Here is a 19,506-nt window from a genome sequence, read left to right on the forward strand (position 1 = left end):
TGAGAAACTCAGGAGGCTACCCTTTAGAGCAGCTGTAGGGGAGGTGTTTAGTGCTGGGAGGGTTCCACATTCACGGCGACCGAGCCGTCGCCCTGGCCGTCGCCGTCCTCGGAGGAATACACCGGGCCATTACCGAAGACCTTGCAATAGTCGCTATAACCCACCGAACCATCGGAGAACTTCGAAGCGCCCTCATAGGCATCTAGGCACGCCACGACGTGCGGGGGCTCAGAGGTTTGCTCAGGGGTGCTAGCTGAGTCGTTACAGCCGGAAAGAACTAGCAAGCAGCCAAGGGCGAGGGCCATGCGGCGCATAGGGGTTTTCTCCTGTCGTTAATGTCGTCTCATCATATCCGATGGGCTTGGCAGCGCATTGGCGTGCATTCGGCACATTCCTCATTGGTGCACCTGGGCCTATAGGGTCTTTGCACCCTGGGGGTTTCCAGGGCATGAAAAAAAGGGTGCTCCTTGCGAATGAAGGAACACCCTTAGCGTTAAGCCGTACCTAGGGCCTAGAGGGCTCCGCGCTCTACGGGGCCGAGGTGGATGCGATAGGAGCTTGCCAGGTTCATATCGCGGACCGCGCTGCGGAAGGCGGCTTCCTGTTGCGCGATGGCGCGCTTGAGGGAGATGACATCCACGGTCGGGTCGGCGGTGACGGTGAGCTCCAGGGTCTTGACCTTGCGGTCGGTGACAACCTTGGCAGAAGCCCGGTTGACCTTGGGCAGTTGCTCCAGGGACTCGGCCATGGCGTCGGCAACGTTGGCGACGTTGACGGTGATGGTGCCGAGCGGGGAGTTGTTGCTGGAGTTCATGCGGGCAACGCGGCGGCGTTTGAGATTCGCCACGATCAGCCATAGCCCGATCAGGGTTGCCAGGATTCCGCCTGCCAGCAGGCTGGCCGGGAGGTACTCCCAGTCATAGGCTGCCGGCCAGGTGTCCAGTTTCATCCAATCCTGGGCATCCAGGGCGTGGCGCTCCCCGAAGTTGATCGCAATGAAGAAAGTACCCAGTGCGAGCAGAGCGAGGCCGAAGATCAGGGTGATGAGTCGGTCGACGAAAGCTAGGGAACGGGTCATTGTTCTTCGCCTCCCTTTCGGTTGAACTTGATCTTCAGATTCGGGGTCTTCTGCAGCTCGGAGACCAGGGGCAGCAGGGTTTGCTCTACTCGGCCGGCCAGGGTCGGGTCGGTGTTATCGCCTTGGATGTGGACGATGACGCTGCGGGCGGAGGCGGTGGTGTGTGCGCGGAGCACACCCGGAACCTTCTCAGCGTGTGCGGTGCACATGCGGGCAACATCCACCGGGCGTAGCCACACGTTGACGGCGCCGCCAAGGCGGCGGTGGGTCTTGATGCGCGGGCGGAACGCGATGTAGACGAGGAACACACCCAGCATGACCCCGACGATGCCGACGGGCAGCAGCCACGGTTCGGCGGGCCAGTCGGGAATCGCCTCGAGGGTGGGTTTGAGGAAGGACTGTCCGCGTGCGTGTTCGGTGAACAACCAGTACTCGCGGATAGCTAGTACACCCAAGGCGCCGAGCAGCAGCCCGAAGATGATCGCGATGTAGCGTGCCACGGGCGATGCGGCGGGGTGTTTGGGGGCGGGTGCGCCTTCGATCAGTGCCGGCACCCCGGGGGTTGCCGGTGGCACGATGACGGGTTGTTCTTCGGCGACGACGGGGGCGACCTCGACGGGGGCGTCGGACTCTACTGGGTGTTGATCCATTGCGATGTCCTCGTCGACGGAGTGGAATTCCACCAAGGACTCGTTCTCGCCGGCAGATGAGGCAAAGTCATCGTGTTCTGCCGGGGTGGTGTCCTGGGTGTGGTCGATGACCGGCTCGTCATCGACGAGGCGGTGTTTACCGGAGTCGCGGGTCATGACTGCCTCCTCGATTCTGATGCGTCGTGGTCAATGATGGTGCGCCCCTGCTTCGATACGGCTGCGGCTCGAGCCCGCGGGGCTTGCGGAATGATGATCGTGCGCGGGGTAACTCGGGGAGTTTTCAGCGTGGTCATCTTCGAACGCACCGTCACCGGGGTGGGGGTGATGGGTCGCGGGGTGTGCACGCGCCGCAGATTACGCCGCGCGATGGTGACCTGCTTCAGTGGCCGTGAGGCCACCCCCACCGGAGTCAGTGGTGCGGCCGGAAGCACGCGGGGCGTGATCGTGGGCACCGGCTCTGCGATGGTGACAGGGATCGTCGGCCGCGGTTCCGGGCGCGGGTGCGCCAGGATTTCTGGGCGCTGTGCGGTAATCGCCTTCAGCGGTTGCGGCACCACCGCAGGAACTGGCCCTGGATGGCTGGTGGCGGGAAAGACCGCCACGCGGCGCAGCTGCGCGGCAGGGGCCACGGTGACAGGCTTGTCGTGGAAGCGGTTCGGTGTCACATCGACATTGCGCACCGACAGCGCCTTGGGCGCCACCGTGGAGACCAGTTGGCGCGGCTGGGCGCGGACGGGGGAGTACACCTCGGGGGCAGCACCCCGACTGACAGCGCGAATAGTGTCTTTTCGGTCCACCGTCACGGGCAGAACATCGCTCAACGCCCGCGACACGACAACCTCGCTGACCTCAAGGGGGGTGACAGTCACGGGCCGGGGACGCGGGTGGATGTCGTGGGCCTGCAACTGCTGCTCACTGACAGCTACGCCGGGTTCGACGGGGCCGACCACAACGTTGATGCGCACGGGGCGAATGCCCGTCATCTCCCGCACCCACGCGTCCACCGTGGCGCGCACGGTTTCCGCTACGGTGACCACCGGGGAAGGCCAGGTGGCGGCGATGATGATATCGGCGCTCATGGTGTCGCACTCGTCATCCACCTGAACATCGATGCGCGGGTAGGAGCGCGAGAAAGCGGAATCGAGTTGGGCGGTGCCGGGCACCGATTTCACCGCGGCAGCAACGATCTTGGTGACCGCCTTGGTGGAAATCATGGTGTGGCCGGTTGCTGTGTTTTCGGTCTGTGGGGCAGTCATACGACCTAGCCCCTACCGCTGCGGCCCAGGTTGCTCAAGACCTGACCGAGGTCAAGGCGGCCATCGAAGTGAGCCCCAATGACACCACCGATCGCGGCGAAAAGGACAACAACAATAAAGCCGTACAGGCCGAACATCAAGGTCGCGAAAGCGAGGATGCTTCCAGCAAGCACGCCAAGGGTGGTGTTCGTGGTATTCATAGGAACCTCACTTGGGATGAGCCACAACCGGAGTCACCGAGCACCAAGGGAGAAAAGTCGGTACGCACCGCCGGGGACATCATCCCCGGCGGCGGCACACAATCCTCATACGGTGCGGTGTGGGTATGGCCGCAAAATCACAAAAATTATCTGGTATGGCGAAAAGCGCTGTTAGGCGGCGTCGCCGAATGTAACTAGAACGTTGCTGGCGCCCGCAGCACGGGCGGCAGCCTCCACGTCCGCGGCAACCTCAAACAGGTTGCGTTTCGCGGAAGTGTCGGCAACAACATGAACATCGAGCACGTCGTCGATGAGGCGGATGCCGCCCACCCGATCACCGGGGAACAGCATCGCCACCTCACCGAAACGACCACGATGCATGCCAGCTACACCGTCGACGCCACAGATACGCTCAACAAGCGCCTGGGCTTCGTCGTGAGTGAACATGCGCTACTTACTGGACGCGCGGTGCGCGCTCCTCGACCTGAACCTCTTCTTCTTCGTCGCCGAAGTCGAGGTGCACGTCGTGAACGTCAACGTTGACCTCAGTGACCTCGAGGCCGGTCATGCGCTCAACGGCGTAGATGATGTTCTGGCGGATAGCGTCAGCCAGCTCGTTGATGGCAACGCCGTACTCGGCGACGATGGCAACATCCACGGCTGCCTGGGTCTCGCCGACCTCGACAGACACGCCCTGCTGGACGTTGGTGCGGGAGCCAGGGATGGACTCGCGCAGGGCGCCGACCATGCGGGCTGCGCCGCCACCGAGGGCGTGCACGCCGGAAACCTCGCGGGCTGCCATGCCGGCAATCTTGGAGACGACGACGTCCTCGATGTGGGTGCGGCCGTGGTCGGTGGCCAGAGCCGGAGCGTTCTTGTTCTCGTTGGTGACGATCTCAGACATTAAAACGTCCTCTTTTCGAAGTATGAGGGTTGGTATAGAACACTTCCGACAATAACGAAAAAACCCAGGCAAGGTCGCTAAATGGGGGCAAAGTTTTCAAACCCTTTTCGTTAAATGCCCCGCATATCACCCTTTTTCGAACACTGTTCACTATGTGGAAAAAACAGGCGAACCTGAACAAAACCTGATTAACGCCTGTCAGGCCATGTCGCTGTAGGCAACCGTGATGCCCCGTGCTCGGGTGCCCTGCTGCCCACCATGGATGCGGGAAAACCGCTCCTGTCCCGACAGTTGGCCTGCCGGGTGAGCACTCCGAACCCGCGAGCCTTCTAATAATAAGGCATCGCATGCGCCGAAAACTGACGAGTGGGAAAAGACCCCCCTTGCAGTTGGGCTAAGCATTAAGGCTGAAAAACTGTCTGAGTTGGCGCTTGTCAGTGGAAAGCGCCGGGGGAGCAGGACTGCGATGGATCGGCAGTGCCCAACCATTGGCTCGCAAAAGGCATGCCGGTGCGGAAAGGGGAGCAAGATATAGGCATGAATGGGCGTTGAGGGTGCGCGGTGTGGGGTCGGGGCTCTGCCGCGGGTGGATAGCAATGTTTGCCCCGGGATGAGTTTTATGCGCCCGCAGGTGAGGGGCCAAAAAATTATTGCGAGTTATTCGGCTCACATCGATGGTGGAAGGGTTGCGCTGGTGGGGGTGCGCGTGATTAACTACCAGGGTTGCTTTGACACGAAGGCACACACATCCGGCCGGTTTTGCCCGTCGGGTGGCCAGTGGCAGAGCAAACATGACCCCTCATAATGGCCCCTAGTTGTGGGCCAGAGGCTGTTCCATCCGAGCAATCGGATGGGAGACCGATTCTTCGTTGCGGGCATGGCAAATAAACAGCGGCAGTAGGCAAGAGCCCCCTTGGGGGACCTCTTCCGTCACTTGGCGCAGATGACTGTGGCCATTTCGACTTCGCACGGTTTGTTTACCATTCCGCGCGATATCACCCGGTCGTCAGAAGACCCAAGTAACAACTGGCGTTGCGCCCGGCCTTAAAAATTTAGGATCGGACAACGTTATAGAGATCAATCGAGCAGTTCCCACCTCTCGCACCTCGGTGTGATGTGGGGCCGCGAAGGAAGAGGACAAGCGTGGCGGGACAAGAAATCCGCATTAGGCTCAAGGCCTACGACCACGAAGCAATTGATGCTTCTGCACGCAAGATCGTGGAGACGGTCACCCGTACGGGTGCTCGCGTGGTCGGCCCGGTGCCGTTGCCTACCGAAAAGAACGTATACGCAGTTATCCGTTCGCCCCACAAGTACAAGGATTCTCGCGAACACTTCGAGATGCGCACTCACAAGCGCCTGATCGTAATCCTCGACCCGACGCCGAAGACTGTCGACGCCCTTATGCGCATCGACCTTCCGGCAAGCGTCGATGTGAACATTAAGTGATCGACGTAAGAACTTCGGCAGCGGAGAATAACTAATGAGTGAAACTGAGATTAAGGGCATTCTGGGCACGAAGCTCGGCATGACCCAGGTCTTCGACGAGGACAACCGCGTTATCCCGGTTACCGTCGTTGAAGCTGGGCCGTGCGTCGTCACCCAGATTCGCACCAACGAAACCGATGGCTACACCGCCATCCAGATCGCCTACGGCGACATCGACCCGCGCAAGGCTAAGAAGCCGCAGCAGGGTCACTTCAAGAAGGCTGGCGTTACCCCCCGCCGCTACGTCACCGAGATTCGCATGGACGATGTCTCCGGTTACGAAGTTGGTCAGGACGTCACCGTTGACATTTTCGAGGGCATCAAGTTCGTCGACGTCACCGGTACCTCCAAGGGCAAGGGCTACGCCGGTGCTATGAAGCGCCACGGCTTTGCCGGCCAGGGCGCATCCCACGGTAACCAGGCCGCACACCGCCGCGTCGGTGGCATCGGCGCCTGCGCTACCCCGGGCCGCGTCTTCAAGGGCACCCGTATGGCTGGCCGTATGGGTAATGACCGCGTCACCACCCAGAACCTCAAGGTTCAGAAGGTTGACGCCGACGCTAACCTGCTGCTCATCAAGGGTGCTATCCCTGGTGTTCGCGGTGGCGTTGTGACCGTTAAGACCGCAGTGAAGGGCGGTGCACACGCATGACCAACCTGAAGCTTGACGTCCACACCGCTGATGGCAAGACCAACGGCTCTGTAGAGCTCCCGGCCGAAATCTTCGACCGCGAAGCCAGCATCGCTCTGATGCACCAGGTCGTTAACGCTCAGCTCGCAGCTAAGCGACAGGGCACCCACGCCACCAAGACCCGTGCAATGGTCTCCGGTGGCGGCAAGAAGCCTTTCCGTCAGAAGGGCACCGGCCGTGCTCGTCAGGGCTCCATCCGTGCGCCCCACTTCACCGGTGGTGGCATCTCCCACGGTCCGCAGCCCCGCAACTACGAGCAGCGCACCCCCAAGAAGATGAAGGCTGCCGCTCTGTTCGGCGCCCTCACCGACCGCGCTCGCCACGACCGTATTCACGTCGTTGCTGAGCTCGTCGAGGGCCAGAAGCCTTCCACCAAGTCCGCTCGCGCCGTCCTCGAGCGCCTCACCGATCGCAAGACGGTGCTGGTCGTTCTGGGCCGCGAAGACGTGACCGCATGGAAGTCCGTCAACAACCTGCCGAACGTGCACGCACTGGCTGCCGATCAGCTGAACACCTACGACGTGCTTTACGCCGACGATGTCGTGTTCTCTGTTGAGGCTCTCAACAGCTTCGTGAACCGTGTGACCGGCGCGGCTGGAGAGGATAAGTAATGAGCACTATCGCAGATCCCCGCGACGTCATCATCGCACCGGTTGTCTCCGAAAAGTCCTACGGACTGATGGAGCAGGGTCAGTACACCTTCTTCGTCGCAACGGACGCCAACAAGACCCAGATCAAGATCGCCGTCGAGCAGATCTTCGGTGTGAAGGTCGCCTCCGTGAACACCATTAACCGTGAGGGCAAGCGCAAGCGCACCCGCTTCGGTTACGGCAAGCGCAAGGCAACCAAGCGTGCCATTGTGACGCTGCGCGAAGGCTCCGACGCAATCGACATCTTCGGTGGCTCGGCCGCCTAAGGCGAGTCGACAAGGTAAGGAATTTTCGTATGGCTATTCGTAAGTACAAGCCGACTACGCCGGGTCGCCGCCAGAGCTCCGTTTCCGAGTTCCAGGAGATTACTCGCTCCACTCCGGAAAAGAGCCTGCTGCGCCCGCTGCACAAGACCGGTGGCCGCAACGTGCACGGCCACATCACCACCCGTCACAAGGGTGGCGGTCACAAGCGCCAGTACCGCGTCATCGACTTCCGTCGTAATGACAAGGACGGCATCACCGCCAAGGTCGCTCACATCGAGTACGACCCGAACCGTACCGCTAACATCGCCCTCCTGCACTACGCAGATGGCGAGAAGCGCTACATCATCGCTCCCAAGGGCCTGAAGCAGGGCGCCATTCTTGAGTCCGGCGCAAACGCCGACATCAAGCCCGGCAACAACCTGCCGCTGCGCAACATCCCGGCCGGTGCCACCGTGCACTGCGTCGAGCTGAAGCCCGGTGGCGGCGCCAAGATGGCACGCTCCGCTGGTACCTCCATTCAGCTGCTGGGTAAGGAAGGCAAGTACGCCATCCTGCGTATGCCCTCCTCTGAAATCCGTCGCGTGGACATCCGCTGCCGCGCCACCGTGGGTGAGGTCGGCAACGCTGACCAGATCAACATCCGCTGGGGCAAGGCCGGCCGTATGCGCTGGAAGGGCGTCCGCCCGACCGTCCGTGGTGTCGTTATGAACCCGGTCGACCACCCGCACGGTGGTGGTGAAGGTAAGACCTCCGGTGGTCGCCACCCGGTTTCCCCGTGGGGCAAGCCCGAGGGTCGTACCCGCAAGCCCAACCGCCCGAGCGACAAGCTGATCATGCGTCGTCGCCGCAGCAACAAGAACAAGAAGCGCTAAGAGGAGGTAGACAATGCCACGCAGCCTTAAGAAGGGCCCGTTCGTTGATGAGCACCTCCTCGCCAAGGTTGATGCTCAGAACGAGAAGGGCACCAAGCAGGTCATCAAGACCTGGTCCCGCCGTTCCACCATTCTCCCCGACTTCATCGGTCACACTTTCGCCGTCCACGACGGTCGCAAGCACGTCCCGGTGTTCGTCGACGACTCCATGGTCGGTCACAAGCTGGGCGAGTTCGCCCCGACCAAGACCTTCAAGGGTCACATCAAGGACGACAAGAAGGGACGTCGATAAGCGATGAGTGAAGCAATCACCAGCGCACGCGCTACCGCGCGCTTCGTCCGCGTCACCCCGATGAAGGCCCGCCGTGTGGTGGACCTCGTTCGCGGGAAGACCGTTTCCGAGGCACTGGCCATCCTGAAGTACGCCCCCCAGGGCGCTTCTGAGCCGGTCGCCAAGGTTGTGAAGTCCGCTGCGGCTAACGCAGAGAACAACTTCGGCCTGGACCCGCAGACCCTGGTCATCTCCGAGGCATACGCCGACGAGGGCCCCACCATGCGCCGGTTCCGTCCGCGCGCTCAGGGTCGTGCATTCCACGTCCGTAAGCGCACCAGCCACATCACTGTGGTTGTCGAGAGCCAGAAGGGAAGTGCTCAGTAGTGGGCCAGAAAATCCACCCCCACGGCCTCCGGCTGGGCATTACTTCCGACTGGAAGGCTCACTGGTACGCCGAGAAGCAGTACGCTGACTACCTCGCCGAGGACATCAAGATCCGCGAGTTCCTGTCCAAGGGCCTCGACCGCGCCGGCATCGCCGACGTCGTCATCGAGCGCACTCGCGATCGCGTCCGCGTCGACATTCACACCGCCCGCCCGGGCATCGTGATTGGCCGTCGTGGCGCCGAGGCTGACCGCATCCGCACCGAGCTCGAGAAGCTCACCGGCAAGCAGGTCGCCCTCAACATCCTCGAGGTCAAGAACATCGATGCCAATGCGAAGCTGGTGGCACAGTCCATCGCTGAGCAGCTGACCAACCGCGTGGCATTCCGCCGCGCAATGCGCAAGGCCATCCAGAACGCGATGCGCCAGCCGCAGGTCAAGGGCATCAAGGTTGTGTGCTCCGGTCGTCTCGGCGGTGCCGAGATGTCCCGCACCGAGCGCTACCACGAGGGTCGCGTTCCGCTGCACACCCTCCGCGCCGAAATCGACTACGGCACCTACGAAGCTCACACCACCTTCGGTCGCATTGGCGTCAAGGTGTGGATCTACAAGGGTGACGTCGTCGGCGGCAAGCGCGAGAGCGAACTGAACGCACCCGCCGAACGCCGCGGCCGCGGTGACCGTCGCGAGCGTCCGCGCCGCGGTGGCCAGCGTCGCCAGCGCGCAGAGCAGAAGCAGGAGGGCTAAGAATGCTTATCCCCAAGCGCGTCAAGTACCGTCGCCAGCACCGTCCCACCCGTACCGGTGTGTCCAAGGGCGGTAACCGCATCACCTTCGGTGACTACGGTATTCAGGCTCTCGAGCCGACCTACATCACCAACCGTCAGATCGAGTCCGCTCGTATCGCCATCAACCGCCACGTCAAGCGTGGTGGCAAGGTGTGGATCAACATCTTCCCGGATCGTCCGCTGACCCAGAAGCCGCTCGGCGTTCGTATGGGTTCCGGTAAGGGCCCCGTGGAGAAGTGGGTCGCCAACGTCAAGCCGGGTCGTATCCTGTTTGAGATGAGCTACCCGAACGAAGAAGTTGCCCTCGAGGCTCTTCGTCGTGCAGGCCAGAAGCTGCCCTGCAAGGTCCGCATCGTCAAGAAGGAGGACCAGTTCTAATGGCTACCGGTATCCCCGCACACGAGCTTCGTGAGCTCACCGAAGAAGAACTGGTTGCTCGCCTGAAGGAATCGAAGGAAGAACTGTTCAACCTTCGCTTCCAGATGGCTACCGGCCAGCTGACCAACAACCGCCGCCTGCGCACGGTCAAGCGCGACATCGCCCGCATTTACACCGTTATCCGCGAGCGTGAGCTGGGCCTGTCCGTGGTTCCGGGAGCTGAGGCTTAAAACATGAGTGAGGCAACTGTGAACAAGAAGGAAAAGGGCGCCCGCAAGGTTCGTTCCGGCTACGTCGTCTCGGACAAGATGTCCAAGACCATCGTCGTTGAGCTGGAAGACCGCAAGCAGCACGCCCTGTACGGCAAGACCATTCGTTCTAACAGCAAGGTCAAGGCTCACGATGAGGAAGAGATCGCCGGCGTCGGCGACCTGGTCCGCATCGAAGAGACCCGCCCGCTGTCCAAGGACAAGCACTTCCGCCTCGTCGAGATCATCGAGAAGGCTAAGTAATTTTGCCGGCACGAAAGTGCCACTAAGCCCCTTATCCCCCGGGACTATCCCGGGGCGACTAGGGCAGGCAGTCCGCGCCAGCAGGCTGCTGTGATGTGAAGATTTATAGTCGAACACGCTCCATCCCTTCGGGGGTGGGGCGTGTTTCGCATTTTCAACTGCAATCACCGGTACAGGGGTTTTCTCGCCTCACGACCACCGGGGACGTAGGCTTACACCATGCATGCACCAGACAACCAACGCCACTCTTGGGGCCTTGCCGATGTTCCTGTGGGGGCCTATATGCTGCGTGGCCCCGAAAGACAACACCTTGTTCGGCTGATTGCTGATGGGGTCAAGACGGCAACGTGCTCGTTGGTTGCGGACTGGGAAGATGCCGGTGAACCCTTGCCACGGGTGGGGGATAGGGAAGTGGTGGTCGACTCTGAGGGACGGCCCGTTTGCCTGACAGAGAACACGGTCGTGACAGTTCTTCCCTGGGGTGAGATCAACGAGTATCACTACCTCAACGAAGCAGAAGGCCAGTCCAGCCTGGAGGAATACATCCGCGAACACGAGTCGTTTTGGGAAGATGCTAGTGGGCTAGTCGTCGATGCAAACACCCCGGTTGTTTTTGTGGAGTTTCAGGTAATCAGGAAGCTGGATGGTGTTTTCCCCTTAGGGGCGCGACTGCCCATCGTGCAAGCACCCATGGCCGGTGGTCCCGCCTGCCCCGCACTTGCTGCCGCTGTATCCAATGCCGGAGGGCTGGGTAGCCTCGCGGGTGGTTATAAAACCGCTGCCGCGTTAGGGGATGAGATTGCTGAGGTTGAAGAACTCACCGACTATGCCTACGGCATCAACCTTTTTGTTCCAGCACAGCTCGCCCAGGGGGCACAGCAAGGCCCTGGGGATGAGTTAAACCCACGGCACACTCTGGTGCCAGCAGCACTGCGCCAGGAGGCATTCGACAGCTTTCGCAGCCGTATCAAGGATTGCTGTGAGGAGGAATTGCCCTCCGAGATGTATACCGGTGATGATGATTATCCCGCGAAGCTAGAGCTTGCGCTTGCAAGCCATGCAGCATGTATCAGCTTCACCTTTGGGATCCCACCGGCGGGTGATATCGCCAGGGTGAAAGAAGCCGGCAAACAGGTTGTCCTCAACGCGATTAGTCCCGCCGGTATTGATGCCGCAATCGCTGCCGGCGCCGATGTATTGGTCGTACAGTGCGCACAAGCGGGTGGACATAGGGCGGCGAACGCGCATGTGGAGGACGACACTGCCGAGTACACGCTCGGGGAACTGCTGGCTTGTGCGCGTGCGAAAACCACGATCCCGGTTATTGCAGCCGGTGGTGTTTCTGGTGCCGAGGACGTCGTGGAGCTTCTCACGCTCGGAGCAACTGCGGTGCAGGTGGGCACACTTTTCCTCCTGGCGGAGGAAGCGGGAACCAAGGAGGTTCATCGACAGGCGCTTGTAGAGTTTCGTCAACGCCCAACCGGGCGGACTCGTGCGTTCAGTGGCCGCATGGCGCGGGGAATCACCAATGGCTTCATGGAGCGGTTCGGCGAGGATGCGCCCGCACTGTATCCGGAACTGCACTACCTCACCGCACCGATCAAGGCGCAAGGCGACCCAGAGACTGCGAGCCTGTGGGCGGGGACCGGTTTTGCAAACTGCGTTGAGCAACCGGCCGGCACTATTGTGCGGGGCCTTGTGGGGCTTTAAAGCTGGTGGAATTCGATCTCTGAAGTGGGGCGCACGAAACAGCGATGCTCGGGGTGGATGACCAGGCGCATCATCTTGTTGACCAGCTCGCGTACATCATCGGCTCTGACATCCCCGATGCTTTGCCCGCAGTGCGCATCCGAAACGAGCACGCTGTTGTAGCCGGCGTAGAGTGCGCCGGTGGCTGTGGCGCGGACGCAGGCGTGGCTCATCGCCCCACAGATGACGGGCATGCGGCAGCCCAGGTCGCGCAAAAGGGAACCCAGCTCGCTGGAGGCGAAGCCATCGCCGGTGGTTTTTCCCACCCGGTGGTGGTGGGGCAGGACGGTGAATTCCTCGATGATGGCCCACTGGGTGCTGCCTTTGGTGAGCGGGCCGGATTCGTCTTGCACCCAGATGACGGGAACGTCGGCGTTGTTGGCGCGCTGGAGCAGGGTGTGCATGTTTTCGATGGCTGCAGGCGCGTTGTCGGCGTGGCCGATGACCAGGTTTTGCATGTCGACGATGATGAGGCAGTCCATGGGGTTAGCCTAGCGAGGATTGTTCACCCGTGTGGGGGTAAAAGGGACAGGAATCGGTTTTTTCTGCGCTCAGGATCGTTACGATGGGGGTGTTTTCACCAGGTTTGAAACCCCACCCGGGGTACCTGTGTCGTTGTTTTAAGGAGTTTTGAGATGGATATCAACGCAGTTGTGGGAAGTCTGGGGGATTTCTACCAGGGCTTGTCCTCCGCGCCGGCGTGTGATGCGCAGGGGCAGGTGTGCCCGGCCGGCGGGTTTGTTTTCCGCGGCCTGCTGGCGCTGCTGCCGCTGATGCTTCCGGTCGCCCTGTCGAGCGTGCTGTTCGGCTAAACCTGACGCCGTTTATCTAACCTGCGCAGTGGCAGTCATTGTTCACTGTGCAGGTTTTTGCTGTCTCTAGCTATGCTTAATCCCCGAACGCCACCACATCGTTTTAGTTTTTAGGGAAAGCCAGCACCGTGTCTTTGATTTGCGATATCGCCCCGCCGGCACCGGCAAAGGTTCGTGTGGTGGCAGGTTTGCTTGGGGGTGTGGTCGGCATGATCCCGTTGTGGTTTGCCGGGCCCGCCTACCTGCTGCCGCTGGGGATTGTGTGGGGTGTTGTGTTGGGTGTGCTGATGCGGTGGATTCCCTCCTGTACGGGAAAGAGTCTTCTCGCAGGTTTTGTTTTCGGCCTGGCGTGTGGGGCGTTGTATCAGTTGGCAACGATTCACGCGGTGGATTCGGTGGGGCTGCAGCTGTTTGGCTTCTACGGCTTGGTGGCGATGGTGGTGGCTCGTTTTTATGTGCGCCGCGTGTGGTGACCTGTTCGCCTTGACCTTGACGTCGCGTCAAGCGGGACAGTGATCTGTGTGAGCGAATTGACCATTTCTGAGGCCGCCGAGTTTCTGGGGGTTTCTGCCCGGACGCTGCGGTATTGGGACAGCATTGGATTGCTGTGCCCCACGTGGCGCACCATGAGCGACTACCGGTTGTATACGGACGATGATCTGGCCCGTGGGGTGAAGATTTTGGTGTACCGGACAACCGGGATGTCCTTGCGTGAGATCGCAGGTGTGCTGGATGACCCCGCGCAGGAGCGGGAAGTGCTATCCCGTCAGCGGCAGCGGTTGGTTGATGAGCAGGCTCACCTGCAGCGGATGGTCCGCGCAGTGGACAAGCTTTTGGAGGACACCGTGAACGCACGGGACATGGTTGAAGAATTTGGTGGCTGCTGGCAGCAGTATGCGGATGAGGCGGAATCCCGCTTCGGGGACACCCCCGAGTGGCAGCAGTCCCAGCAGCGGGTGGCTGCGATGGGTGCCGGCGATTGGGATAGCGCGCAGCGCCTGCATGAGCAATTTGTGGCGGCACTGCAGCGGGCACAAAAGGAGTGTGTGCAGCCCGGCAGTGACGCCGCGCGCGACTTGGTGGCGATGCACCGGGCTTACGTGGAGATGTTCTACGACTGCTCTTTATCGAAGCAGGTGTGCCTGGCGCGAATGTATGTTGCCGATGAGCGTTTCGCGCGATCGTTTCAGGGAACCGCGCCCTATTTGTTGACCCTGGTGGAAGCGCAAGCCGAGTCCGCCGGGTTGGACTTATCAGCCATTGAGTGGAGCTAACCTTCCCGCACTGATCTGCAGGGTGTTGCCTTGGACGCGCAAGAAAACAGCCCGTGCCTCCCAGCGATGGGGGAGCACGGGCTGTGTGTCGTGTGTGGCGGTTTAGTGCATGTCGCGGGTGAGGTTGGCGTCCTCAGGGGCGATGGCGGACGACTTGGTGACCAGCTTGTGGCCCCACCACAGGGCCAAGAACAATGGCAGGCCAATGTAGGCGGAAATCAACGTGCCGAGCTCAATGTGGCCGGTGTAGACCTCCAAGTTCTGGCCGGCAACCACCACGGCGCACATGACGAGCGCAACAATCGGACCCAGCGGGAACAGGGCAGCCTTAAACGGCAGCTCGCTGACGTCGTGTCCCTGGGCAACAAACGCCTTCCGGAACTTGTAGTGGCACCATGCGATACCCATCCAGGTGATAAAGCCCGCCAAACCAGAGGCGTTGACCAGCCAGGTGTAGGCGGCACCGTCGCCAATCAGGGAGGAGATGAAGCAGGCCGCGCCAATGGCGGTGGTGGCCAGCAGCGCCGGCATCGGCACGCCACGCGAATTCAGGGACGCAAAAATCTTCGGGGCCTGGCCCGACTTCGCCAAGGCATAAAGCATGCGGGTCGAGGCGTATAGGCCGGAGTTACCTGCCGACAAGATGGAGGTCAAAATGACCGCATTCATAATCGCCGCGGCCGCCAAAATGCCTGCGTTGTCGAAGACCAGGGTAAACGGTGCGACCGCAATGTTGTCCTCACTGGAGTCCAGCAGGCGGGAATCGGTGAAAGGAATCAAAAAACCAATGACGGTGATCGCACCAATGTAGAACAGCAGAATACGGATGAACACGGTGCGAATAGCCTTCGGCACATTCTTATCCGGATCCTCTGCCTCACCGGCGGCCACCGCCACCAGCTCGGTGCCCTGGAAAGAGAAACCAGCGATCATGAACACGCTCAAAATGCCGGCGGCACCATTAACGAAGGGGGCTTTCTCCCCATCCGGCCCAGCCAAGGTCCAGTTGCTCAACCCCGGGGACCCGCCCCCTAAGATGCCGGCAATCATCAGCACACCCAGGATCAGGAAGAAAATAACAATGGCGACCTTGATCAGCGCGAACCAAAACTCGCCCTCACCATAGGCGCGCGCCGACAACGCATTCAGGCCAAACAACAATGCCAGGAAGATGGCGGACCAAATCCAGCCGGGAGTGTCCGGGAACCAGTACTTCATCACCAGTGCCGCCGCAGCCAACTCCGCGGCCACCGTGATCGCCCAGTTGTACCAATAGTTCCAGCCCAAGGCGAAACCAAAACTCGGGGAGACAAAACGGCGACCATACTCGCCAAAAGAACCAGCCAACGGAATATAGGTGGCCATCTCGCCGAGCGACTGCATCAGCAGGAACACCATGAAACCAATCAGGGCGTACGCCAACAGCGCACCACCCGGGCCGGCATTAGCGACTGTGGCGCCGGACGCCACGAAAAGGCCCGTGCCGATAGAACCGCCGATGGCGATCATGTACATGTGGCGGGCCTTGAGGGAGCGGCGCAATTTCTGCGCGCCCGCAGCGTCCGCGGAGACGGGAGGTGAAGTAGTCATGACTTTCCTTGGAAGATGCTGAAAAACTGCTGGCATTTTATAACGCCTCCCAAGATGCGGGAAGAACCAGGGGGTAAAAAGTGGGTGAATCCCACAATGTGGACGCCCCTTCGGGTCAGGCGAAAAACCCACAAAAAATCCCCCGACGACACCGCCGGGGGACACACCACAACAAGCAACCGCAGACTACGAACCCGCCAACTGCGCCGTCGCCGCCTTATCGATACGGCCAAAGTTGTAATACGCCGCGCACGCCCCCTCCGGGGACACCATGCACGTACCAATCGGCGTCGCCGGCGTACACGCCGTACCAAACACCTTGCACTGCCACGGCTTAATCCGACCCGTCAACACACTGCCACACTCACACGCCTTCGGATCCTCCACCCGACGACCCGGAATGTCATAAATACGCTCCGCATCCCACCGGGCATACTCCTGAGCAATCCCCAAACCAGAACCCGGCAACCACCCCAAACCACGCCACTCAAACGTCTCCCGCGTCACAAACACCCGATCCATCAACGCCAACGCCGCAGCATTACCCTCCGGGCGCACCACCCGCGCATACTGGTTATCCACCCGCGCCTCACCCCGGGCCACATCACCCGAAATAAACTGCGTGATCAACATATCCACCGCCTGCAAAATATCCAGCGGCTCAAAACCCGCAACAGCCACCGGCAAGTTATACTCCCGCGGCAAAAACTCAAACGCCTTCGTACCCACAATCGTCGACACATGCCCCGGGCCAATAAACCCATTTACCACCGTCTCCCCACCATTAACGATCGCCTCCAACGGCGGCTGAATCGTCACATGGTTAGAAAACACACTGAAATTGTCCACGTTGTCGCGCCGGGCAGCCTCCAGGGTGACCGCGGTCGACGGGGCGGTGGTTTCAAAACCGACGGCGAAGAAGATGACCTTCTTATCCGGGTTATCCTTCGCCATTTTCAGCGCATCCAGCGGGGAGTACACGAACTGCACATCCGCGCCCTGCGCGCGAGCCTGCATTAGGGAGGCATCGGATCCCGGCACGCGCATCATGTCGCCAAAAGTCGCCAACAACACGTCGTCCTGGCGGGCCAACCACAGCGCATCATCGACGCGGCCCATCGGAATCACACACACCGGGCAGCCCGGGCCGTGCACCAAATCGATGTTGTCGGGCAGCAGATTCTCCAACCCGTAGCGGTAGATCGTGTGGGTGTGCCCACCACAGACCTCCATCAGCGCCAGCGGCTGCTTAAGCTTCGCGGCATCGCGCTCAATGCGGGTCAAAAGATTCTTCGCGGCCTGCGGGTCGCGGAACTCGTCAACATACTTCATCAGGTGGTCACAGCCTTCACAGTCAGCGGGAAAAGAGGGTAAGTCAGAAAAAGGGGGAAGGGGTTAGGGGTTCCCGCTACTCAATCTGCGAGGTTGAAAACGACTCCAACTCGTCCTCAAAAGTGTTCGCGCCTAACTGCTGAATCTGCTTCAACGTTTCCGCAGCCTCATCGGCATCGATGACAGACAGTGCGAAACCAACATGGATTAGCACCCAGTCGCCCACCGACAGCTGCTCGGTCAAAAGATCCGTGGACACCGCACGGGTCACACCACTAATGGACACCGTCGCGCGCGACGCGTCCTGAATCTCTACAATCTGGGCCGGAACACCAAGGCACATAGTCGGGGCACACTTTCTGTCAACAACAACTAAAAACGAAAAAACAACAAAAATTTAAGAACTAAAGGGACACGCAGGAAAGCCGCGATGCTTTAAGACTCTTGGGCCGCCTGGCGGGGAGAACCCGGCAACACGGTCACATCAAACAGCTGATGATCCTCAATCGCCTCCAGGGTTTCCCTAGCCTCATCCGCGGTGATCAAGTGCACGGCGAAACCGTTTTGGATGAGCACCCAGTCACCAACCTCGGCCTCCGGGAGATAGCCCAAGTTGATGGAGCGCACCTGGCCGGCCACATCAACCTGGCCGGGAACCAGCGGCGGCATGCCCACGTCAACGACGCGGGCCGGAATACCAAGACACATCCGCCAAACACCTCACTCGTCGCGTGCATCGCTGATAGGCGACACAACAGTACTAATTGGCATCGTACCCACCGGGGTATCCGTCGCCGGCACACACGGATCGGCCGCACGAATCGCCTGTTCCACCGCAGCCATATCGCCGGCGTGCTCCCGCAGCGCGGTAGTCAGCAGGGAACTTAACCACCACTCATTTTGCGCCGTCGGCGTATGAATCGCACAGTTAGCAAGCCTGCCCTTGTCCACCACGAACACGTGCGCCAGCAAACCGCGCGGCGAATCCACCACGCCGACACCAACACCCGAAAAATCCTGTTGGTCGGGCAGCGGCTGCGCCGAACAATCCACCTGATCATCGCAGGCCAGCTGGGTGGCGATCGCGCGGGCGGATGCCGCAATGCCCTGCAGCGCCGCCAGGATGCTCATGGCCTGGGCCTGGCGGGGATTATTCGCGGTGTGGCGCGACTGCGGGCCCGTTTTGTATGCCAGTGCGCCTTTATCGGTGTGCACCACCATGCGCGGTGCAACCGCACCCGGGTGGGACTCCGTGACCCTATCCGGCCAACTGGCCACCGGGAACGCTTGCGTGGTGCCATCGGGAGGACACACCTGGACGTGATCCCCCAGGGGATCGATCGTGTGCTCGGCGTTAACCAACATCATTTCGGCCCACCGGCCATCACCGGCGGAGCCCAACACGTCAGCGTCCGCGGAAAGCTGTTGTGCTGTGTCTTGCCATCTCGACTGCAGCGCACCAGCCTCCTCGGCGATGGCAGAAAGCTCCGCCAGGCTGGCCGGGTCGCGATCAATAGGATTCACCAACCCGCCAGGTGCTGCCACGTTCGGGAAGTGTCCCGGGCACCCAGCCCAGGTCGCAGCCCGCTTAGCGATCGCCCGGGCCGCCAACACCTCTTCGCGGTGGTTGAGCACAAACCTGGGGCTAAACGTCGTGATGTAGGAGGTCCACACCAGCAAACGGCGTACCTCCACCGTCAGCGGTGAGGGGCGCAGCCCGGCAGCGCTTTCCAACGCCATTACCCCCGCAATGTGGTGGGGGATGGGGCAGATGCCACACAAACGCTTCACCAAATCCGGCACGTCACGGGCATCCCGCCCCACCAGCATTGGTTCCAGGCGGGGCATCGCGGCCAAATCGAAACGCGCCTCCTGCGTGCCATCAGCTCCGGTCGAGAGCAGCACCTGGGCGGAGCCGGGGTCGACAAATTGGTCGAGAAAAATCGTCTCACTCACCCGCAGTCACCCCCTGAGATGCTGCTGCAGCTGGGTTGTTTGGACGTACAGTAAAGCCATGCACGAATACGGACTCGCCGTCGGCGTCGTCACCGCCGTGACCCAGCAGCTGCCCGGCCGCCGCATCACCGCCGTGTGCGTTCACGTCGGCGCGCGCAGCGGGGTGGAGCCCTTCGCATTGAAGAACTGCTGGCCGCTGGCCACGGAAAACACCCCCGTCGAGGGTGCGGAGCTGATTATCGAACAAATCCCCGCCACCGTGTTCTGCCCCGACTGCGGGGAAGAAAAAACTATCGACGAATTCTTCGACTACTCCTGCCCCGATTGCGGTGACATCATCGTCGAGATCACCAAGGGGCAGGAATTCAGCATCGCCTACTGCGATGTCGACTAGCACACCGAC

General features: G+C 61.0%; 29 protein-coding genes. 17 read left to right on the forward strand and 12 right to left on the reverse strand.

The window, feature by feature from the left end:
• Positions 1 to 47: 47 nt before the first annotated feature.
• The 4 genes from CAQU_RS01640 to CAQU_RS01655 form a co-directional block, all read right to left on the reverse strand.
• A complete protein-coding gene (locus tag CAQU_RS01640) occupies positions 48 to 314 on the reverse strand; it encodes a lipoprotein (protein ID WP_075724665.1) in 267 nt (88 codons plus the stop codon).
• Between the two features lie 197 nt (positions 315 to 511).
• Complete coding sequence (locus CAQU_RS01645; protein ID WP_075724667.1) at positions 512 to 1,078, reverse strand: Asp23/Gls24 family envelope stress response protein; 567 nt, start codon at positions 1,076 to 1,078, stop codon at positions 512 to 514.
• Positions 1,075 to 1,884: a DUF6286 domain-containing protein gene (locus CAQU_RS01650; RefSeq protein WP_075724669.1), complete on the reverse strand. Its 810-nt coding sequence runs from the start codon at positions 1,882 to 1,884 to the stop codon at positions 1,075 to 1,077. Before CAQU_RS01650 ends, CAQU_RS01645 begins: the two co-directional genes overlap by 4 nt.
• Entirely contained in the window at positions 1,881 to 2,984 is a 1,104-nt protein-coding gene (locus tag CAQU_RS01655) for an Asp23/Gls24 family envelope stress response protein (RefSeq protein ID WP_075724671.1), read from the reverse strand. Before CAQU_RS01655 ends, CAQU_RS01650 begins: the two co-directional genes overlap by 4 nt.
• A 68-nt stretch (positions 2,985 to 3,052) precedes the next feature.
• On the opposite strand from CAQU_RS01655, the gene CAQU_RS13330 reads away from it, so the two are divergent.
• The gene (locus CAQU_RS13330; protein ID WP_483862390.1) at positions 3,053 to 3,382 is read left to right on the forward strand and encodes a hypothetical protein; all 330 of its coding nucleotides are present in this window, start codon (positions 3,053 to 3,055) and stop codon (positions 3,380 to 3,382) included.
• On the opposite strand, the gene CAQU_RS01665 is transcribed toward CAQU_RS13330, so the two are convergent.
• Together CAQU_RS01665 and CAQU_RS01670 are read right to left on the reverse strand one after the other, a co-directional pair.
• Entirely contained in the window at positions 3,356 to 3,631 is a 276-nt protein-coding gene (locus tag CAQU_RS01665) for a hypothetical protein (protein WP_075724675.1), read from the reverse strand. The two genes, CAQU_RS13330 and CAQU_RS01665, sit on opposite strands and share 27 nt — an antisense overlap.
• Positions 3,632 to 3,638: 7 nt before the next feature.
• On the reverse strand, positions 3,639 to 4,088 hold the full coding sequence (locus CAQU_RS01670; protein ID WP_075724677.1) for an Asp23/Gls24 family envelope stress response protein: 450 nt from the start codon (positions 4,086 to 4,088) through the stop codon (positions 3,639 to 3,641).
• A gap of 1,143 nt (positions 4,089 to 5,231) precedes the next feature.
• On the opposite strand from CAQU_RS01670, the gene rpsJ reads away from it, so the two are divergent.
• The 12 genes from rpsJ (at position 5,232) to CAQU_RS01735 (ending at position 12,100) form a co-directional block, all read left to right on the forward strand.
• Entirely contained in the window at positions 5,232 to 5,537 is a 306-nt protein-coding gene (gene rpsJ / locus CAQU_RS01675) for a 30S ribosomal protein S10 (protein WP_075724679.1), read from the forward strand.
• A 34-nt stretch (positions 5,538 to 5,571) separates the two neighbouring features.
• The gene (gene rplC, locus CAQU_RS01680; protein WP_075724681.1) at positions 5,572 to 6,228 is read left to right on the forward strand and encodes a 50S ribosomal protein L3; all 657 of its coding nucleotides are present in this window, start codon (positions 5,572 to 5,574) and stop codon (positions 6,226 to 6,228) included.
• Entirely contained in the window at positions 6,225 to 6,878 is a 654-nt protein-coding gene (rplD, locus tag CAQU_RS01685) for a 50S ribosomal protein L4 (RefSeq protein ID WP_075724683.1), read from the forward strand. The genes rplC and rplD overlap by 4 nt, the downstream gene beginning before the upstream one ends.
• Complete coding sequence (gene rplW, locus CAQU_RS01690) at positions 6,878 to 7,183, forward strand: 50S ribosomal protein L23 (RefSeq protein WP_075724685.1); 306 nt, start codon at positions 6,878 to 6,880, stop codon at positions 7,181 to 7,183. The genes rplD and rplW overlap by 1 nt, the downstream gene beginning before the upstream one ends.
• 29 nt (positions 7,184 to 7,212) lie before the next feature.
• Positions 7,213 to 8,055, forward strand: coding sequence for a 50S ribosomal protein L2 (rplB, locus tag CAQU_RS01695; protein ID WP_075724687.1), 843 nt, complete (start codon positions 7,213 to 7,215; stop codon positions 8,053 to 8,055).
• Between the two features lie 13 nt (positions 8,056 to 8,068).
• The gene (gene rpsS / locus CAQU_RS01700; protein ID WP_013241207.1) at positions 8,069 to 8,347 is read left to right on the forward strand and encodes a 30S ribosomal protein S19; all 279 of its coding nucleotides are present in this window, start codon (positions 8,069 to 8,071) and stop codon (positions 8,345 to 8,347) included.
• Positions 8,348 to 8,350: 3 nt separating this feature from the next.
• Positions 8,351 to 8,713 carry a 50S ribosomal protein L22 gene (gene rplV, locus CAQU_RS01705; RefSeq protein ID WP_075724689.1) on the forward strand — a complete coding sequence of 121 codons (363 nt, stop codon included), beginning with the start codon at positions 8,351 to 8,353 and terminating at the stop codon, positions 8,711 to 8,713.
• Positions 8,713 to 9,459 (forward strand): 30S ribosomal protein S3, encoded by a 747-nt coding sequence (gene rpsC, locus CAQU_RS01710; RefSeq protein WP_075724691.1) that lies wholly within the window; start codon positions 8,713 to 8,715, stop codon positions 9,457 to 9,459. The genes rplV and rpsC overlap by 1 nt, the downstream gene beginning before the upstream one ends.
• A 2-nt stretch (positions 9,460 to 9,461) precedes the next feature.
• The gene (gene rplP / locus CAQU_RS01715; RefSeq protein WP_075724693.1) at positions 9,462 to 9,878 is read left to right on the forward strand and encodes a 50S ribosomal protein L16; all 417 of its coding nucleotides are present in this window, start codon (positions 9,462 to 9,464) and stop codon (positions 9,876 to 9,878) included.
• Positions 9,878 to 10,108: a 50S ribosomal protein L29 gene (gene rpmC, locus CAQU_RS01720; protein ID WP_075724695.1), complete on the forward strand. Its 231-nt coding sequence runs from the start codon at positions 9,878 to 9,880 to the stop codon at positions 10,106 to 10,108. Before rplP ends, rpmC begins: the two co-directional genes overlap by 1 nt.
• 3 nt (positions 10,109 to 10,111) lie before the next feature.
• Complete coding sequence (gene rpsQ, locus CAQU_RS01725) at positions 10,112 to 10,390, forward strand: 30S ribosomal protein S17 (protein WP_075724697.1); 279 nt, start codon at positions 10,112 to 10,114, stop codon at positions 10,388 to 10,390.
• Positions 10,391 to 10,609: 219 nt separating this feature from the next.
• Complete coding sequence (locus tag CAQU_RS01735) at positions 10,610 to 12,100, forward strand: nitronate monooxygenase (RefSeq protein ID WP_084562669.1); 1,491 nt, start codon at positions 10,610 to 10,612, stop codon at positions 12,098 to 12,100.
• Here the strand turns inward: CAQU_RS01735 and CAQU_RS01740 are convergent.
• Positions 12,097 to 12,621, reverse strand: coding sequence for a cysteine hydrolase family protein (locus CAQU_RS01740; protein ID WP_075724699.1), 525 nt, complete (start codon positions 12,619 to 12,621; stop codon positions 12,097 to 12,099). The genes CAQU_RS01735 and CAQU_RS01740 overlap by 4 nt on opposite strands.
• A 153-nt stretch (positions 12,622 to 12,774) precedes the next feature.
• Between CAQU_RS01740 and CAQU_RS12545 the strand changes: the two genes are divergently transcribed.
• The 3 genes from CAQU_RS12545 to CAQU_RS01750 all read left to right on the forward strand — a co-directional run bounded on the left by CAQU_RS12545 (position 12,775) and on the right by CAQU_RS01750 (position 14,225).
• Positions 12,775 to 12,951 (forward strand): hypothetical protein, encoded by a 177-nt coding sequence (locus CAQU_RS12545; RefSeq protein WP_157108849.1) that lies wholly within the window; start codon positions 12,775 to 12,777, stop codon positions 12,949 to 12,951.
• A gap of 128 nt (positions 12,952 to 13,079) precedes the next feature.
• Entirely contained in the window at positions 13,080 to 13,424 is a 345-nt protein-coding gene (locus CAQU_RS01745) for a hypothetical protein (protein WP_157108850.1), read from the forward strand.
• 48 nt (positions 13,425 to 13,472) lie between these two features.
• Complete coding sequence (locus CAQU_RS01750) at positions 13,473 to 14,225, forward strand: MerR family transcriptional regulator (protein WP_075728247.1); 753 nt, start codon at positions 13,473 to 13,475, stop codon at positions 14,223 to 14,225.
• A gap of 102 nt (positions 14,226 to 14,327) precedes the next feature.
• Here CAQU_RS01750 and CAQU_RS01755 read toward each other — a convergent pair whose 3' ends face one another.
• The 5 genes from CAQU_RS01755 to CAQU_RS01775 all read right to left on the reverse strand — a co-directional run bounded on the left by CAQU_RS01755 (position 14,328) and on the right by CAQU_RS01775 (position 19,103).
• Positions 14,328 to 15,815 carry an amino acid permease gene (locus CAQU_RS01755; RefSeq protein ID WP_075724703.1) on the reverse strand — a complete coding sequence of 496 codons (1,488 nt, stop codon included), beginning with the start codon at positions 15,813 to 15,815 and terminating at the stop codon, positions 14,328 to 14,330.
• Positions 15,816 to 16,001: 186 nt separating this feature from the next.
• Positions 16,002 to 17,147: a hydrogenase formation protein HypD gene (gene hypD / locus CAQU_RS01760; protein ID WP_075724705.1), complete on the reverse strand. Its 1,146-nt coding sequence runs from the start codon at positions 17,145 to 17,147 to the stop codon at positions 16,002 to 16,004.
• Between the two features lie 76 nt (positions 17,148 to 17,223).
• Positions 17,224 to 17,490: a HypC/HybG/HupF family hydrogenase formation chaperone gene (locus CAQU_RS01765; RefSeq protein ID WP_075724707.1), complete on the reverse strand. Its 267-nt coding sequence runs from the start codon at positions 17,488 to 17,490 to the stop codon at positions 17,224 to 17,226.
• A 92-nt stretch (positions 17,491 to 17,582) separates the two neighbouring features.
• Positions 17,583 to 17,855: a HypC/HybG/HupF family hydrogenase formation chaperone gene (locus CAQU_RS01770; protein WP_075724709.1), complete on the reverse strand. Its 273-nt coding sequence runs from the start codon at positions 17,853 to 17,855 to the stop codon at positions 17,583 to 17,585.
• A gap of 12 nt (positions 17,856 to 17,867) precedes the next feature.
• A complete protein-coding gene (locus CAQU_RS01775; RefSeq protein ID WP_075724711.1) occupies positions 17,868 to 19,103 on the reverse strand; it encodes a nickel-dependent hydrogenase large subunit in 1,236 nt (411 codons plus the stop codon).
• A 58-nt stretch (positions 19,104 to 19,161) separates the two neighbouring features.
• Here CAQU_RS01775 and CAQU_RS12805 point away from each other — a divergent pair, with 58 nt between their 5' ends.
• Entirely contained in the window at positions 19,162 to 19,497 is a 336-nt protein-coding gene (locus CAQU_RS12805) for a hydrogenase maturation nickel metallochaperone HypA/HybF (RefSeq protein ID WP_075724713.1), read from the forward strand.
• Positions 19,498 to 19,506: the final 9 nt, after the last annotated feature.

It is taken from the genome of Corynebacterium aquilae DSM 44791, assembly GCF_001941445.1.
Classification (GTDB): Bacteria; Actinomycetota; Actinomycetes; order Mycobacteriales; family Mycobacteriaceae; genus Corynebacterium; species Corynebacterium aquilae.